Raw genomic sequence first — 15,774 nt, forward strand, 5'->3', positions numbered from 1 at the left:
TTAAATAGAAAGCCTCCCTGAAAAGGGAGGCTTTTTTGCATCTGTCAGTTTTCTTATATCCCCCTACATTCCCTATTCCCGCAACCCCCCTCTGCTTGCAGTCGACACAGTTTATCTGCTGATTTGAGTCCCGGTGTGTTACTCATTTGACTGCTATTGATGGTTTTATCCAGAGATTTAACCATGATTGATTGACGTAAAACGTTTTACATGTAAAATCCGGCGCGTTTTGCCTATTACGTGGAGAAAGAGCATGGCGCAGGATAACGAATACTGTTTGGGGGCTGTTCCCGCCAAGGGGCGCAAAGGTGTGCTGTCGCTGATGCTGGTGATGCTCGGCCTGACCTTCTTCTCTGCCAGCATGTGGACCGGTGGTGCGCTGGGCACCGGCTTGGTGTTCGATGATTTCATCAAGGCGGTACTGCTCGGCAATTTGCTGCTGGGGATCTACACTGCCTGTCTCGGTTATATCGGTGCTTCAACCGGTCTCTCTACCCATCTGTTGGCGCGCTACTCGTTTGGGGTGAAAGGTTCCTGGCTGCCGTCCCTGCTGCTGGGCGGTACTCAGGTCGGCTGGTTTGGCGTTGGCGTGGCGATGTTTGCCCTGCCGGTGCAGAAGGCGACCGGCATAGATGTGAACTGGTTGATCGCCATTTCGGGCATTTTGATGACGGTAACCGTCTACTTCGGGATCTCCGCCCTGATGGTGCTGAGCTTTGTGGCCGTACCGGCCATTGCTCTGCTTGGCGGCTACTCGGTCTGGCTGGCGGTGACCTCGACCGGGGGCATGGCTGCATTGCAGCAGGTGCAACCAAGCAATCCCATCGAGTTCACCACGGCGTTGACCATGGTGGTCGGTTCCTTTATCAGTGCAGGAACCCTGACCGCCGACTTTGTTCGGTTTGGTCGCAAACCCTGGGGCGCCGTCATGATTACCATGGTGGCGTTTTTTTTGGGCAACACTCTGATGTTCGTCTTCGGCGCAGCCGGTGCGGCTGTGACCGGTCAGGCCGATATCTCGGAAGTGATGCTGATGCAGGGACTGCTGATCCCCGCCATTCTGGTGCTGGGCCTCAATATCTGGACCACCAACGACAACGCGCTCTATGCCTCCGGCCTCGGTTTTGCCAACATTACCGGCCTCAAGAGCAAGCCGCTCAGCGTGATCAACGGCCTAGTCGGTACCGCCTGTGCCCTCTGGCTTTACAACAACTTTGTCGGCTGGCTGGCCTTTTTGAGTACGGCAATTCCGCCGATCGGTGGCATTATCATCATGGATTTCCTGCTCAATCGTGAGCGTTACCGTCAGTTTGCCGATCAGCAGTTCGAGACGGTGCGCTGGCAGGCGCTGGTTGCTACGGCAGTCGGGGTGGCTGTCGGCAAGTGGCTACCGGGCATAGTGCCACTCAACGCGGTATTGGGCGCCGCCTTCACCTATTTCATTCTGGTTCGCCTCACCCAGCGGCCGGTTCTGGTACAGGAAGCTAACAAATGCTGATTCAACATATTCGTTTGGCCGATCGGGAAGGGTTGTGGCAGATCCGCTGTCAGGATGGGGTCATCACCGCCATCGAACCCCATGACGAACATGCCGTCGCCGGTCGGGTATTGGACGGGGAGTGCGGTCTGGCTATCGCCCCCTTTATCGAACCCCACATTCACCTCGATACCACCCAGACGGCCGGTGAGCCGAGCTGGAATCTCTCCGGCACCCTGTTCGAGGGGATCGAGCGCTGGGCCGAACGCAAGGCGCTGCTGACCCATGAGGATGTGAAACAGCGCGCCATCCAGACGCTGAAGTGGCAGATCGCCAACGGCATCCAGTTCGTCCGTACTCACGTCGATGTCTCCGATCCCAATCTGGTGGCGCTCAAGGCGATGCTGGAGGTGCGGGAGGAGATGAAGGAGTGGGTCGAGCTGCAGATCGTCGCCTTCCCGCAGGAGGGGATCCTCTCCTACCCGAATGGCAAGGCATTGCTGGAGGAGGCGCTCAAGCTGGGTGCCGACGTGATTGGCGCGATCCCCCACTTCGAGTTTACCCGAGAATATGGGGTCGAAAGTCTGCACTACATCTTCGATCTTGCCGAAAAGTATCAGGTTCTGGTCGATGTGCACTGCGACGAGATCGATGACGAGCAGTCTCGTTTCATCGAGACGCTGGCAACCCTGGCCTACGAGCGGGGTATCGGTCATAGAGTCACCGCCAGCCACACCACCGCCATGCACTCCTACAACGGCGCCTATGCTTCCCGCCTGTTCCGTCTGCTCAAGATGGCGGACATCAACTTTGTGGCCAATCCGCTGGTGAACATTCACCTGCAGGGGCGGTTCGATACCTATCCCAAACGCCGCGGCATTACCCGGGTGAAGGAGATGCTGGAGGCGAACATCAACGTCTGCTTCGGTCACGACGACGTGTTCGATCCCTGGTATCCCATGGGCACTGCCAACATGTTGCAGGTGCTGCACATGGGGCTGCATGTCTGCCAGATCATGGGTTACGAGCAGATCAACGACGGTCTGAAGCTGATCAGCAGCCACAGCGCCCGCACCCTGAATGTGCAGGATCGCTATGGTATCGAGGTGGGCAAACCGGCCAACCTGTTGATCCTGCCTGCCGACAACGGCTTCGATGCGGTGCGCCGTCAGGTGCCGGTGCGTTACTCGATCCGCCACGGCAAGGTGATTGCCCAGACCCGCCCGGCCCAGACCGAGATCGTGCTGGGTGAGCCAGAGCCGATCGATTTTCGCCGCTGAGATTTCAATCAGGCGGGATGTCGATTAGTTCCGCCTCTGGGCACAAGGGCCGCCATTGCGACATAATGGCGGCCTGACCCTGAGGGAGTGACACCATGCAAACCTGGTTCTATGTTGCTGCAGGGGGCGCCATCGGCGCCTGCCTTCGTTTTGGGATTGCCGAACTGATGGCCTTGCTGCTGGGGCGCCACTTTCCTTACGGGACTCTGGTGGTCAACGTGGTGGGCTCTTTCATCATGGGGGTGGCGTTCGCCCTCATCAGTCATGGTCATGTGGTAGAACACCCGATGAAGCCGCTGCTGATGGTGGGGATCCTCGGAGCCCTGACTACTTTCTCTTCCTTTGCCCTCGATACGGTGGTGCTGGCTCAACATGGGGCCTATCTGAAAGCGCTGCTCAATATCGGTCTCAATCTCTTCCTCTGTCTGGCCATGGTGGTGCTGGGCATGCAGTTGGTTGCGAGCCGGGTTTAAGGTGTCCGGACGCCAGTGGCTCTGGTAAACTGGCGGCCATTCTTTGCTCTATGGGTGTTTAAGGGATGTCAGAACAAGCAACGACAACGCATTTTGGCTTTAAAACCGTGGCCGCGACCGAGAAGGAAACTCTGGTAGCAGGTGTCTTCCATTCGGTGGCAGCCAAGTATGATCTGATGAACGATCTGATGTCGTTCGGCATCCACCGCCTGTGGAAGCGCTTCACCATCGACTGTTCCGGTGTGCGCAAGGGCCAGAAGGTGCTGGATCTGGCCGGTGGTACCGGTGACTTGACCGCCAAGTTCTCCCGCATCGTCGGCGAGACCGGTCAGGTGGTACTGGCGGATATCAACGACTCCATGCTGAAAGTGGGCCGCGACAAGCTGCGCAATCTGGGGGTCGCCAACAACGTCTCCTACGTGCAGGCCAATGCCGAGGCGCTCCCTTTCCCCGATAACCACTTCGATGTGATTACCATCGGCTTCGGCCTGCGCAACGTCACCGACAAGGACAAGGCGCTCGCCTCCATGTTCCGGGTGCTCAAGCCGGGTGGCCGTCTGCTGGTGCTGGAGTTCTCCAAGCCGGTCAGCGAAGTGATCGCCAAGCTCTATGATCTCTACTCCTTCAAACTGCTGCCGAAAATGGGCGAAATCGTCGCGAACGACAGTGAAAGCTACAAATATCTGGCAGAGTCCATCCGCATGCACCCGGATCAGCAGACCCTGGCTGGCATGATGGAAAATGTCGGTTTCGAGCAGGTGGAATACTTCAATCTGACCCAGGGTGTGGTCGCCCTGCACCGCGGTTACAAGTTTTAAGGTTGCCTATGCCGATGGATGCCATGGTCACCGCGGTGATCGAAACCAGCCTCAACCAGTTGCTGGCGCTGGACAAACAGAGCCCGGAGCGGCTGCGCAAACTGGTGGGCAAGGTGCTCAAGCTGGAGCTGCGTGAACTCAAGCCACTCTGGTTTGTCTTCTCCGAGCGTCGGCTGGATGTGCTGGCCCAGCATGAAGGGGAGGCCGATGCGGTGCTCAGCCTGTCGCTGACCGCCCTCGGTCTGCTGAAAGACCCGTCCGCCCTGACCCGCTATATCCGCGAGGAGAAGCTGGATCTGAGCGGTGATCCCCAGCTGGTACAGGCATTCAGCGTGCTATTGGGTGAGCTGGATATCGACTGGGAAGAGGAGCTGTCGCGCTATACCGGCGACGTGCTGGCCCACACCCTGTTCAGCGGTGCCCGTCAGGCGCGTCGCCTGCTCGGTCGCGAGCTGTGCCGCACCCGCAGCCAGCTGGCGGAATATCTGACCGAAGAGGCCCGCCTAGCCCCCGGTCCGCTGGAAGTTGCGAGTTTCAACGATGACGTCGAGGTGCTGGCCCAGCAGCTCAAGGCCGTCGAACTGCGGCTGGCCCGCTTCGAACAGCAGGTGACCTGATGACCCCGAAGGAGTTCAAACGCCTCTATCGCATCATCACCATCCTGCTGGAGCAGGGCATCGACGAACTGGTGCCGGCCCGCTATCAACCCTGGCCGGGTCGTCTGGCCCGTCGCTCCCTGTTCTGGCTCAAGAACAGGCAACCGGAGCTCAGCCGCGGAGCCCGCATCCGCCTCGCCTTCGAGGCTCTCGGCCCCATTTTCATCAAGTTTGGCCAGATGCTCTCGACCCGCCGCGACCTGTTGCCGCCGGATATCGCCGAAGAGCTGGCCCTGCTGCAGGACAGGGTGCCCCCCTTCTGTGGTCAGGCGGCGCGCCAGCAGATCGAGCTGAGCCTGGGTTGTCCCATCGAAACCCTGTTTGACGACTTCGACGAGACGCCGCTGGCGTCGGCTTCCATCGCGCAGGTGCATACCGCCCGCTTGAAGGAGAGTGGCCGCGAGATCGTCATCAAGGTGATCCGTCCCGACATCGAGCCTGTCATCGAGGCCGACCTGCGACTGATGCAGGCGCTGGCCCGTCTGGTGGCCCGTTTTGTGCCCCAGAGCGCGCGACTGCGCCCCATCGAGGTGGTGGAGGAGTATCGCAAGACCATCCTCGACGAGCTGAATTTGATGCGCGAAGCGGCCAACGCCATCCAGCTACGGCGCAATTTCACCGGCTCCGAGGCGCTCTATGTGCCTGAAATCATCACCGATCTCTGCCGCGAGCAGGTGCTGGTGATGGAGCGCATCTACGGTATTCCGGTCTCCGACATTCCAGCGCTGGAAGCCAACGGCACCAACATGAAGCTGCTGGCCGAGCGCGGGGTAGAGGTCTTCTTCACCCAGGTGTTCCGCGACAGCTTCTTCCACGCCGATATGCACCCGGGCAACATCTTCGTCTCTTACGAACATCCGGAAAACCCGCTCTGGATCGGCATCGACTGCGGTATCGTCGGTACCCTCAATCGGGAAGACAAACGCTATCTGGCGGAGAATTTCCTCGCCTTCTTCAACCGTGACTATCGCCGCGTGGCGGAGCTGCACGTGGAGTCGGGCTGGGTACCGTCAGATACCAAGGTGGACGAGTTCGAGTTCGCCATCCGCACCGTGCTGGAGCCCATCTTCGAGAAGCCGCTCTCCGAGATCTCGTTCGGTCACGTGCTGCTCAACCTGTTCAACACCGCGCGTCGCTTCCATATGACGGTGCAGCCGCAGCTGGTGCTGCTGCAAAAGACCCTGCTCTATGTGGAAGGGTTGGGGCGTCAGCTCTACCCGCAGCTCGATTTGTGGCAGACCGCCAAGCCGTTCCTCGAGAACTGGATGCACGAACAGGTCGGGCCCAAGTCGGTATTGAACGCCATCAAGGAGAAGGCGCCATTCTGGGCGGAGAAGCTGCCGGAGCTGCCGGAGCTGGTCTATGAGACCCTGCGTCAGACCCGTCATCAGCAGCGTCATTTCGACCAGATGTTTGCCGAGTTCCGCCGTCACAGCCGTCGGCAGGGGCAGGCCCGCTACCTCTTAGGGGTTGGAGCCAGCCTGCTATTGGCGGGTGTATTCTTGCTGACCCAAAAACAACACATTGAGTGGGGACAAGCCAGTCTCGCCGGTGCAGCCCTCTGCTGGCTGGTCGGCTGGTTGCGAACCCGTTCCCATTAATCAACAACCGCGCCGTCAGGCGCCTGTTCTGGAGAGAAAATCATGGGTGGTATCAGTATTTGGCAATTGTTGATCATTGCAGTCATCGTCGTGCTGCTGTTCGGTACCAAGAAACTGCGCGGCATTGGCGGTGATCTGGGCGCGGCGGTCAAAGGGTTCAAGAAAGCCCTCTCCGACGAGCCGGCTGATGCCAAGGCCGAGCAGAAAGATGCCGAGTTTCCCCCGAAACAGCTGAACGAAGCGGCCACTCAGAGCAGTGAGCCCGCCAAGCAGAAAGACAAAGACCAGGCCTAAGCCATGTTCGATATCGGTTTTTGGGAGCTGGTCGTTATCGGTGTGGTAGCACTGGTGGTACTGGGGCCCGAGCGGCTGCCGGTTGCCATCCGCACGGCTACCCACTGGATCCGCCTCATTCGTTCGACCGCGAACTCGGTCAAGTCCGAGCTGGAGCAGGAGCTCAAGTTGCAAGAGCTGCATAACGACCTCAAGAAGGCCGAACAGTTGCAGATGAGCAACCTGAGCCCCGAGCTGCAGGAGTCCATCGAACAGCTCAAAGCGGCGGCCCAGTCGGTCAATCGCCCCTATCAGGTGGAGAACGAGATCCGTCCGCCGCGCCCCGAGCCGGTCGCCCAGGCTGAGCCTGCCACGCCGGTTGAGCCTGCGGTGCAACTGAGCCACGACGTGCCGCCGGTCAACAGCCAGCGGGAGAGTGAGTCGGTGTCGGTCAGCGACTCCGCAGTAAAAGGGGAGGTGAAGCCATGAGTCAGGCCGAACAACCCCTGATCAGCCATCTGGTTGAGCTGAGAACCCGCTTGCTGCGTTCCATTACCGCCATCCTCGTGGTGTTTCTGGCGCTGATCTACTTCTCCAACAATATCTACGACTTCGTGGCCCAGCCGCTGCTCAGCCAGCTGCCGGAAGGGACCAGCATGATAGCGACGGATGTGGCGACCCCCTTCCTGACGCCGATCAAGCTGACGCTGGTGGTCTCCTTCTTCGTGGCGATCCCCTATCTGCTCTATCAGGCCTGGGCCTTTATCGCCCCCGGTCTGTACCAGCACGAACGGCGCCTGATCATGCCGTTGGTGGTCTCCAGCGCCCTGCTGTTCTATGCGGGGATGGCGTTCGCCTACTACGTGGTGTTCCCGCTGGTGTTCGGTTTCTTCACCAGTACCGCCCCTGCCGGGGTGACGGTGGCGACCGATATCGCCAGCTATCTGGACTTCGTACTGACCCTGTTCTTCGCGTTCGGGGTGGCGTTCGAAATTCCGGTGGCCACCATACTGCTCTGCTGGACTGGCGTGACCACACCGCAAAACCTGAAGGAGAAACGTCCCTACGTCGTCGTCGGGGTGTTTGTGGTCGGCATGCTGCTGACGCCGCCTGATGTCTTCTCCCAGACCCTGCTCGCCATCCCGATGTGGGCGCTGTGGGAGATAGGTCTGTTCTTTGCCCGCTTCTACGTGAAGAAAGAAGATGAAGAGCAACAGGAACAACCGGATGGGGAGAGCTGAGGCTCTGTTCGTCACCTGTTTGCCGGACGGCGAGAGGATGACGAAGTCCGCAGGAATGGCAGAACGAGGGGAGCTGAGGCTCCCTTCCTCTTTTCATGCTCCCGTTCGAGGCGTATGGTAAGACCCCATTCGGTAGATGGTTTTCAAATACCTGATATGTATTCCTTTTGTTCGGAACGTCTCATTCCATGATCGATATCGGTTTAAACCTGACCAGCAGCCAGTTCGTCGGTGAACAGCCTGAGCTGGTAGCCCGTGCCCGTGCCGCCGGAGTGGAGGCGCTGATCCTCACCGGTACCGATCTGACTGGCAGCCGCGAGAGCGCAGAGTTGGCCGCCCGCTGGCCGGGCTACTGCTTCTCCACCGCCGGGGTGCATCCTCACGATGCCAAGAGTGTCGATGAGGCGACCCTGCCCGCCTTGCGCGAGCTGGCGGCACTGCCGCAGGTGGTGGCTATCGGCGAGTGCGGCCTCGACTACAACCGCGACTTCTCCCCCCGCCCGGTGCAGGATGCGGTATTCGATGCCCAGCTGGCGCTGGCCGCCGAACTCGGGATGCCGGTGTTCCTTCACTGTCGCGATGCCCACGCCCGTTTTATCGAGATCCTCCGTCCCTGGTTGCCGAAACTGCCGGGAGCCGTGCTGCACTGCTTCACCGGCTCCGATGAGGAGCTGGACGAGTGTCTGGCGCTGGGGCTGCATATCGGGGTGACCGGCTGGCTTTGCGATGAGCGCCGTGGTCAGCTGCTGCGCGAACAGGTAGCGCGTATTCCGGCCGGTCGGCTGATGATCGAGACCGATGCCCCCTATCTGGTGCCGCGAGATCTGAAACCGCGCCCAAAACGCAACGAACCCGCTTTTTTGCCGCACATCGCCCAGGTGGTGGCGGCCTGTCGTGGTGAAGCGCCCGAGGCCTTGTTGGCCCATACCCGGGCCACCTCCGCCGCGTTCTTCCAACTTCCTCTCCAGGAGTGATTCATGGCTACAACTCTTCCGGGCGCCTTTCCGGACCGCCGCCTGCGCCGTCTGCGCAAACATGATTTCAGCCGTCGTCTGGTGCGCGAGAACGTACTGACCGTCAACGATCTCATCTATCCGGTGTTTGTGCTGGAAGGGGAGAACCGTCGGGAAGCCGTTCCCTCCATGCCGGGGGTAGAGCGTCTCTCCATCGATCTGCTGTTGGAAGAGGCTGCCGAGCTGGTGGAGCTGGGCGTACCAGCTATTGCCCTGTTCCCGGTGACTCCGCTGGAGAGCAAGAGCCTGATGGCGGAAGAGGCCTACAACCCGAACGGGCTGGCCCAGCGCACCGTGCGTGCCCTCAAGGCCCGCTTCCCGGAGCTCGGGGTCATCACCGACGTGGCGCTCGATCCGTTCACCACCCACGGGCAGGACGGCATCATAGATGACGAAGGCTATGTGCTGAACGACATCACCACCGAGATCCTGATCAAGCAGGCGCTCTCCCACGCCGAGGCCGGGGTCGATATCGTCGCGCCGTCCGACATGATGGATGGCCGCATCGGCGCCATCCGCGCTGCGCTGGAAGAGAATGGCTTCATCAACACCCAGATCATGGCCTACTCCGCCAAGTACGCTTCCTGCTACTACGGCCCGTTCCGCGATGCGGTTGGCTCTGCCGGCAACCTCGGCAAGAGCAACAAGGCTACCTATCAGATGGACCCGGCCAACAGCAACGAAGCCCTGCACGAAGTGGCGCTGGATATTCAGGAAGGAGCCGACAGCGTGATGGTCAAGCCGGGTATGCCCTATCTGGACGTGGTTCGTCAGGTGAAGGATCAGTTCGGCGTGCCGACTTTCGCCTATCAGGTCAGCGGCGAGTACGCCATGCACATGGCGGCGATCCAGAACGGCTGGCTGAAAGAGAAGGAGACCATCATGGAGTCCCTGCTCTGCTTCAAGCGGGCCGGGGCTGATGGCATCCTCACCTACTTCGCCAAGCGCGTAGCGCAGTGGTTGAAGGAAGATGCCCGTTAAGCCGGGTTGAAGAGAAAAACGAGAGGGGGAGCCGATGGCTCCCCCTCTGTCGTTATGGCTCTCTTTTGGTAACGAGCGGCTGATTACAGCTTGATCCAGGCATCGCTCCAGGCGCTGCCGGTACCCGGCGCATAGTGGCTGGTCGAGCCGCCACACCAGCCGCTGTAGGGCCAGGGTTTGCACTCGTAGTCGCCACCGTTATTGCTGACCCGTTCGCCACTCTGATAAGCGGTGCCCGCAACATAGGCCGGGTAGCTGCCGTTACCACCGTCACTGTCACCACCCGGAGCCTGTTCCACCAATGCCAGGGTGAAGCGGCGCTCGAAGCCCTGCTTGCTTCCCTCTGCCATGCCCGCCAACAACAGCTCGTAACTGCCTGCCGCAAGGCCAGACTGTGCCAGCTGCAGGGAACCCTGACCATCGATCAGGGCGCTGCCGGTGGCGACCGGATTGCCATCCTGCAACAGGGTCGCGGTGACGGTCACCGGGTTGGCGGTGGTCAGCGTCAGACTGAAGTCGAGCGCGCCGTTGACGATGAGATATTCGGCCGCCAGATCGGTGACGGTGAAGTCACTGCTGCTACCGGTAGTGGGCAGGATGAAGTCTCCGCTCAGGTAGGTCAGACCGGTCCAGCCGGAGCTGGTCAGCCAGTGCTTGCCATTGGTCTGATAGACATTGGGCAACTGGGTGCACTGTTTGTTGTCATTGACGAAGCCGATACCGTAAAAGCCCGCCACATTCTTGTAGCAGAGCTGGCGACCATTCTGGTGCAGCACTGGCTGATCCAGCTTGCCCTTGTGGTGGAGTGACAGCCAGTCAAACTGGTTGATGGCCGAGACCAGCGGCACAAACTGGCCATCGGGCTGACGATAACGGATCAGGGATCCGGCATCACAGAGCAGACCATCAGCCTGCTGTTCGACGTAGCCGTAGTACTGCTCGCCATCCTGGAAGGTGAACCGGCAGAGATTGCCTTTCTCCGACTCTTTGGGGATCCATCCCATCAGCAGTCGCTCCTGATTGTTCAGGGCCGCCAGCTGCCCGGCACTGAAGTCGCTGCCGTTGGCTACCCAGCCTTGCGGCATGGTGGAGAATTGCATGAAGTAGTGGTCGGTATAGTACATGTGGCTGTCAGCGCGGTGCTTGCGAGCCCCCTGGCTGACCGAGTTGTAGCGATAGATGTCGTTTTCCGGCTTGTGGAAACCGTTGAGATCATCGTCCAGATAGGGCAGGTCGCCCTTGCGGATATGGTAGTTGGCCATACCCGTCATCAGCGGATGCCAGCCGTGGCTGCCACGGGCAAACGCGCTCTCATGGCTGTAGGACTTCCCATCGAAGCCGTGTCCAAATTCGTGGGCAATGATGCCCCAGCCGCCGTAGTAGTGGCTGACAAAGTTAAAGGTATCGACCCCGGTGATGCCACCACTCCCCAGCCCGCCCCCCATGGCGGTGATCCCCAGGTTGAGGTAGGGGCGCTTCATCAGGCTGTGGTAGTAGTAGTCATAATCGGCGGCCGTAAAGATCCCGTTCGGCACATAGCTGTTACCGCCATTGCCAAACATCTCGTAGCCGTTCACCGCCTTGAAGTTGTACCAGACGTGTTTGAACTCCTCGGTCGAGACCATGTAGGCCAGGTTGGTGGCGATGATCAGCCACTCGCGGGCGTAGAGGGCATTGATAGGGCGCCAGGAGCCGCTGGTGTTGGTGGCGAAGCGCACGTTCCAGCTTGGCTTGAGGCGTGCCAGCTTCTGGGCAAACGGATCCGAGTTGGAGCTGAACCTGTGCTCGAACTGGGCAGGCAGATTGATGCTGTTGTCGAGCAGGTTGTTGAGATCAAACACGCCATCGCGGCTGGCGCTGTTGAAGCGTCCCTGCTCGCCAAAGGCGCTCAGTGGCAGGGTGATTTGGGCATAGGCGGGCAGGCGATCGAGCTGGCCCAGGATCAGCCACTTGTTGATACCGTTCAGGCGTGACTCGATATTGATGTCATGCAGCTCTCTGGCGGCATAGTTGGTGATGCGCACCGTGTCGTTATCAAGCAGCTCGGTCTTGACCAGCGAATTGATGTTGACCGAACGCTGGGCGCGATCGATCAGCACCTCGTAGGGTTCGTCATTGCGCAGTATGTAGCTGACTGTGGCCGGCATCAGCTGATCGAAGATCAGCGGGCGAGCCGGCAACTGCTCGTCGGCCGTGAAGCTGATCTCCTTGCTCAGCTGCTGGTTGAAACCCAGGCCGCGTTCGTTGGCGGTGACAAGCGCCGAGCCCGCCAGCTGGAGATCTTTCAGCGCCGCCACAGGCTGCTGGTTGATCTCCCGGACAGTAAAGGTCGGGTTCTTGAACTGAAAGTCGTTGGCGATCAGGGTATCGACATCATGCCATTCGATGCGGTCCTTGAAGTTCACCACCAGTCGATCGCCATCCATGTCGATTTTTTGCAGATTGCTGTCGGCGATCACCTGCTCAGGCGCCAGCGGGGTGTTGCTGGCGATGGCATCAGCCAGTTTGCGGAGGTCATAGATGTAGTAGTTTTTGCCGGCGGTGTGGGCCAGCAGATAGTCACCCACCTGATGGAGTTGCACCAGACGGTGGCTGTATTTTCCTTCAAAGGCGAGCCGACCGGCGATGGGGGTCTTGAGGCTGTTCTCCGGCGTCACATCCTGCTGGCGGTAGACCTTGATCTCGCTCAGCGCATCGGCCACCAGCACGTAATCCTGATTGGCAAAGATGGCCTGGGCGCGGTGCAGGCTGTTGCTGCCGGAATCCCGACCGGTTCCCAGGGTGGTGACATAGCGATGCTCGTCGGCCAGATCGAAGATATCGACCCGGTGCGAGTAGCGCGAGACCACGTAGAGCAGGTTGTTGCGGACAAACAGTTCGCTGACCTGGTTGTAGGCCGTGGCACTGCCGGTTTCGGTGCCGCGGATCTCGCCAATCTGCTGGCGGCTCGGGATATCGATAATGGCCACATGGCCCGGATTGCCGTTCTGGCTGACATAGAGCCGATCCTGATAGCGCTCGACCGCCGTGATCAGGCTGGCGTCCAGCCCCAGCTGGTCGGCCGCCAGCTCCTCGCCTTTGTCCAGATATTGCAGCGAGGTGGCAAACGAGTTGACGCTGCAGGAGCTGGTCTCCATCACTACCCGGGTGCGTTCGCCATTCTGGATCTGGCCGTGGGGGAAGTACTCCAGCAGACAGCCGTTGCCGTAGTCATAGTTGCCAAAGCGTTTGTTGACCGCTACGACCCCACCGTCGTACCAGGTCAGCTCCCACTCCTCATCGAAGAAATCAAAGACGTTACGAATGGCTGTTTCGTTGAAAAAGTGGGGTTTGGGCAGATCGAACAGGATGTGGTTATCCGCTGTCAGCGGGTAGAGCAGGCCGTTGATGGCAAGGTGGCGCTTGCCATCCTTGATGATCACGTTCTGCTCGTCAGCCGCACTCTGATGCAGCGCGGCGAGGCGCGCCGTCATCTGCTCGTAGTGTTCCTGATAGGTTTGTTTGAAATAGGCTTGTTCGCGCTCATCGGCCACGACATGGGCCGACAGCAGCAAACCGAGCAGGGTGGCAAGCTTGGTGGTTCTTGGCATGGTGATTTCCTTATCTTGGTTGTTGTTGGATGTTTTTTGGTGGTTGGCAAGCATGTAAAAGAGAGGGGCTAACCCGTCCGGGTCAGTGCATCCTGCCCATCGGCAGCGTGGCCGACGGGCAAGATATGGGCGGGGGCCTGTCGGCCCCCGTTAGTGGTTGGGGCAAGGTCAGAGCTTGATCCAGGCATCGCTCCAGGCAGAGCCGGTACCCGGTGCATAATGGCTGGTCGAGCCGCCACACCAGCCGCTGTAGGGCCAGGGTTTGCACTCGTAGTTGCCACCGGCATTGCTGACCCGATCACCGGCCTGATAGCCGGTGTTGGGGGCGTAGGCCGGGTAGTCACCTTCGCTACCGCCGTTGCTCTCTTCGGTCAGCGCAACCGGGAAGCGCTGTACCACCGGCTGCTGGCCATCTGCCAGACCGGTGATGACTACTTCGTAGCTGCCATCGGTCACATTGCTGCCCTGCAGTACCAGGGTGCTGGTGCCGTTCACCTGGCTGCTGGTGGTACCGTGGCTGTAGCCGCTCTGCTCCAGAGTCGCGGTGATTTGGACCGGGTTGGCGGTGGTCAGGTTGAAGCGGATGCTGACCTGACCGTTGACTATGGTGTACTCGCTCGCCATGGCGCTGACGGTGAAGTCGCTGCTGCCTTCTGCGGGGGGCGTTGTGCCGCCGCAGTCGCTGTCGCCTTGTACGCGCCAGACGCCCCAGTCACCCGTGGTGCCCGGCTCTTCGTTCTGGGTCCACCAGCCTGCCAGCCAGTTCTTGCCGTTGTGGCTGACGATGTCGCCGCCCACGTAGACCTTCTTGGCATCCCAGCTGTTTTCACAGACGGCGCCCTGCTCCCTGACGGTCACGTTGCGCTGCTGGGTTACCTGCTGACCGGCGCTGTCGCTCACCTGATAGGTGAGGGTGTAGCGGCCGACCTTGCTGCTGTCGACGTTGCCGCTGACCTTGATTTGGGCGGTCAGGTCGCCATCTTCTTCATCATGGGCGCTGACGCCGGTCATCGGATCGAAAGCGGTACCCAGTTCCAGCGTGGTGTCGGTGACACCGCTGAACACCGGCTTCATGCTGTAGACCTCGATGGTACGTACCTGCTCGGTGACGTTGTTGTCGCGATCGCTCACCTTGTAGGTGAGGGGGTAGAGGCCGATGCGCTGGCTGTCTACCGAGCCTTCCACCTGGATCTGGCCAGTCAGGTCGCCATCTTCCTTGTCGTTGGCGCTGACACCTGCCAGCGGATCAAAGGCGGTACCCTGCTTGATGCGGGTATCGCTCAGGCCGCTGAACACCGGCTTGCCGTTGTCTACCGGCGGCGTGATCTCCTGATCGTGGATGAAGGGGCCGTAGCTCTTGATGAAGGATTCGTTGTAGGACTGACCGGCGGCGTTGCGGCCCATGTCCCAGTTGATGGACCAGGTCATCACGCCGCGCAGTGGTTGCCCCTCGCTCTTCAGGCGGTTGAAGGCGTTGTAGAGCTTCTGCGGATCCTGCACATAGCCGGTGGCGGCGGCGTCGATGTTGGTCGGAATGCCGAACACCAGCTTGTCATGGGGGATCTTGTAGAAGCCGCGGGTACCGTTGCTCAGCGAATCCGCCATGTAGTAGATGAACTCTTCTTTCAGGGCATCGTTGTTCTGGGCAATCCAGCCGATGCCATCGATGTAGATACCGTCGCCACCCTGGTTGTAGAACTGAGGGTTGATCCAGTCGTAGTACCCTTCCAGATTGCGGATATAGGGGACGTAGGCGCCAGTCTGGGTCAGATAGGGGAACTCCGGCGCCATGGTGATGAGGAAGTTTTTCCCCTGGGCGCGGTAGTGATCCTTGACCAGCCGCAGGGCCGCCGGGATCACGGTCTGGTTGTCGGCGGCGGTGATGGCGGCCTGTTCCAGATCGATATCCAGCCCGTCGAAGCCATAGGTCTCCACCAGACGGATGATCTCGTCGGCAAAGGCCTGCTCCTGACCCTTGCGCAGCTCGATGTGCGCATCGGCACCGCCCAGCGCCAGCAGCACGGCACGGCCCTGACGGTTCAGCTCGGCGATCTGCTCGATAAACTGGCTTTCGCTCATGCCGATGGCCGGGTCGAGTTTGAAGGTGGGGATGGGATCGCTGCCATACACCTTCATGAAGGAGACATCGACCACGTTGTATTGCGGGTTGACCTGATCGAGCTTGACGCAGGGGGCGATACCGCCCTTGTAGCCCGAGCCGTCACACCAGTTGTGCCAATAGCCGACCACTACGCCGGACTGGGGGTTGACCATCGCCTGACCGGCACTGGCGGCATATGCCATGGGGGCGCCCATGCCGAGCAGGCAGCCAAGCAGGGATAATTTGAGTTTGTTCATCGTCTCTCCGTAC

Annotated in this window: 13 protein-coding genes; 11 read left to right on the plus strand and 2 right to left on the minus strand. The window is 60.1% G+C overall.

Going from position 1 to position 15,774, the window contains the following annotated elements:
* The first annotated feature begins 253 nt into the window (after positions 1-253).
* The 11 genes from codB (at position 254) to hemB (ending at position 9,813) form a co-directional block, all read left to right on the plus strand.
* Entirely contained in the window at positions 254-1,498 is a 1,245-nt protein-coding gene (gene codB / locus AACT07_RS14800) for a cytosine permease (RefSeq protein ID WP_069528553.1), read from the plus strand.
* Positions 1,492-2,757 (plus strand): cytosine deaminase, encoded by a 1,266-nt coding sequence (locus AACT07_RS14805; protein WP_069528555.1) that lies wholly within the window; start codon positions 1,492-1,494, stop codon positions 2,755-2,757. Before codB ends, AACT07_RS14805 begins: the two co-directional genes overlap by 7 nt.
* A 95-nt stretch (positions 2,758-2,852) precedes the next feature.
* On the plus strand, positions 2,853-3,230 hold the full coding sequence (gene crcB, locus AACT07_RS14810) for a fluoride efflux transporter CrcB (RefSeq protein WP_005339378.1): 378 nt from the start codon (positions 2,853-2,855) through the stop codon (positions 3,228-3,230).
* Positions 3,231-3,295: 65 nt separating this feature from the next.
* Positions 3,296-4,048: a bifunctional demethylmenaquinone methyltransferase/2-methoxy-6-polyprenyl-1,4-benzoquinol methylase UbiE gene (gene ubiE, locus AACT07_RS14815; protein ID WP_005342396.1), complete on the plus strand. Its 753-nt coding sequence runs from the start codon at positions 3,296-3,298 to the stop codon at positions 4,046-4,048.
* A gap of 8 nt (positions 4,049-4,056) precedes the next feature.
* Entirely contained in the window at positions 4,057-4,665 is a 609-nt protein-coding gene (locus AACT07_RS14820) for a ubiquinone biosynthesis accessory factor UbiJ (RefSeq protein WP_069528557.1), read from the plus strand.
* On the plus strand, positions 4,665-6,305 hold the full coding sequence (gene ubiB, locus AACT07_RS14825; RefSeq protein ID WP_069528559.1) for a ubiquinone biosynthesis regulatory protein kinase UbiB: 1,641 nt from the start codon (positions 4,665-4,667) through the stop codon (positions 6,303-6,305). The genes AACT07_RS14820 and ubiB overlap by 1 nt, the downstream gene beginning before the upstream one ends.
* 42 nt (positions 6,306-6,347) lie before the next feature.
* Positions 6,348-6,599 carry a Sec-independent protein translocase subunit TatA gene (tatA, locus tag AACT07_RS14830; protein ID WP_069528561.1) on the plus strand — a complete coding sequence of 84 codons (252 nt, stop codon included), beginning with the start codon at positions 6,348-6,350 and terminating at the stop codon, positions 6,597-6,599.
* Between the two features lie 3 nt (positions 6,600-6,602).
* Positions 6,603-7,067, plus strand: a complete 465-nt coding sequence (tatB, locus tag AACT07_RS14835; RefSeq protein WP_069528563.1) for a Sec-independent protein translocase protein TatB — start codon at positions 6,603-6,605, stop codon at positions 7,065-7,067.
* Positions 7,064-7,819: a twin-arginine translocase subunit TatC gene (tatC, locus tag AACT07_RS14840; protein ID WP_005339388.1), complete on the plus strand. Its 756-nt coding sequence runs from the start codon at positions 7,064-7,066 to the stop codon at positions 7,817-7,819. The genes tatB and tatC overlap by 4 nt, the downstream gene beginning before the upstream one ends.
* A gap of 188 nt (positions 7,820-8,007) precedes the next feature.
* Complete coding sequence (locus AACT07_RS14845; RefSeq protein WP_069528565.1) at positions 8,008-8,793, plus strand: TatD family hydrolase; 786 nt, start codon at positions 8,008-8,010, stop codon at positions 8,791-8,793.
* A gap of 3 nt (positions 8,794-8,796) precedes the next feature.
* Complete coding sequence (gene hemB / locus AACT07_RS14850) at positions 8,797-9,813, plus strand: porphobilinogen synthase (RefSeq protein ID WP_069528567.1); 1,017 nt, start codon at positions 8,797-8,799, stop codon at positions 9,811-9,813.
* An 83-nt stretch (positions 9,814-9,896) separates the two neighbouring features.
* Here the strand turns inward: hemB and AACT07_RS14855 are convergent, their stop codons facing one another.
* Positions 9,897-13,403 carry a hypothetical protein gene (locus AACT07_RS14855; protein WP_069528569.1) on the minus strand — a complete coding sequence of 1,169 codons (3,507 nt, stop codon included), beginning with the start codon at positions 13,401-13,403 and terminating at the stop codon, positions 9,897-9,899.
* 168 nt (positions 13,404-13,571) lie between these two features.
* Positions 13,572-15,761, minus strand: coding sequence for an immunoglobulin-like domain-containing protein (locus AACT07_RS14860; RefSeq protein WP_069528571.1), 2,190 nt, complete (start codon positions 15,759-15,761; stop codon positions 13,572-13,574).
* Positions 15,762-15,774 lie beyond the last annotated feature (13 nt).

The organism is Aeromonas sp. ANP5 (assembly GCF_963870295.1).
GTDB lineage: Bacteria > Pseudomonadota > Gammaproteobacteria > Enterobacterales > Aeromonadaceae > Aeromonas > Aeromonas veronii.

Coding starts and splice junctions, on each gene's coding strand:
- codB (WP_069528553.1), top strand. CDS start 254: ATGGCGCAGGATAACGAATACTGTTTGGGGGCTGTTCCCGCCAAGGGG.
- AACT07_RS14805 (WP_069528555.1), top strand. CDS start 1,492: ATGCTGATTCAACATATTCGTTTGGCCGATCGGGAAGGGTTGTGGCAG.
- crcB (WP_005339378.1), top strand. CDS start 2,853: ATGCAAACCTGGTTCTATGTTGCTGCAGGGGGCGCCATCGGCGCCTGC.
- ubiE (WP_005342396.1), top strand. CDS start 3,296: ATGTCAGAACAAGCAACGACAACGCATTTTGGCTTTAAAACCGTGGCC.
- AACT07_RS14820 (WP_069528557.1), top strand. CDS start 4,057: ATGCCGATGGATGCCATGGTCACCGCGGTGATCGAAACCAGCCTCAAC.
- ubiB (WP_069528559.1), top strand. CDS start 4,665: ATGACCCCGAAGGAGTTCAAACGCCTCTATCGCATCATCACCATCCTG.
- tatA (WP_069528561.1), top strand. CDS start 6,348: ATGGGTGGTATCAGTATTTGGCAATTGTTGATCATTGCAGTCATCGTC.
- tatB (WP_069528563.1), top strand. CDS start 6,603: ATGTTCGATATCGGTTTTTGGGAGCTGGTCGTTATCGGTGTGGTAGCA.
- tatC (WP_005339388.1), top strand. CDS start 7,064: ATGAGTCAGGCCGAACAACCCCTGATCAGCCATCTGGTTGAGCTGAGA.
- AACT07_RS14845 (WP_069528565.1), top strand. CDS start 8,008: ATGATCGATATCGGTTTAAACCTGACCAGCAGCCAGTTCGTCGGTGAA.
- hemB (WP_069528567.1), top strand. CDS start 8,797: ATGGCTACAACTCTTCCGGGCGCCTTTCCGGACCGCCGCCTGCGCCGT.
- AACT07_RS14855 (WP_069528569.1), bottom strand. CDS start 13,403: ATGCCAAGAACCACCAAGCTTGCCACCCTGCTCGGTTTGCTGCTGTCG.
- AACT07_RS14860 (WP_069528571.1), bottom strand. CDS start 15,761: ATGAACAAACTCAAATTATCCCTGCTTGGCTGCCTGCTCGGCATGGGC.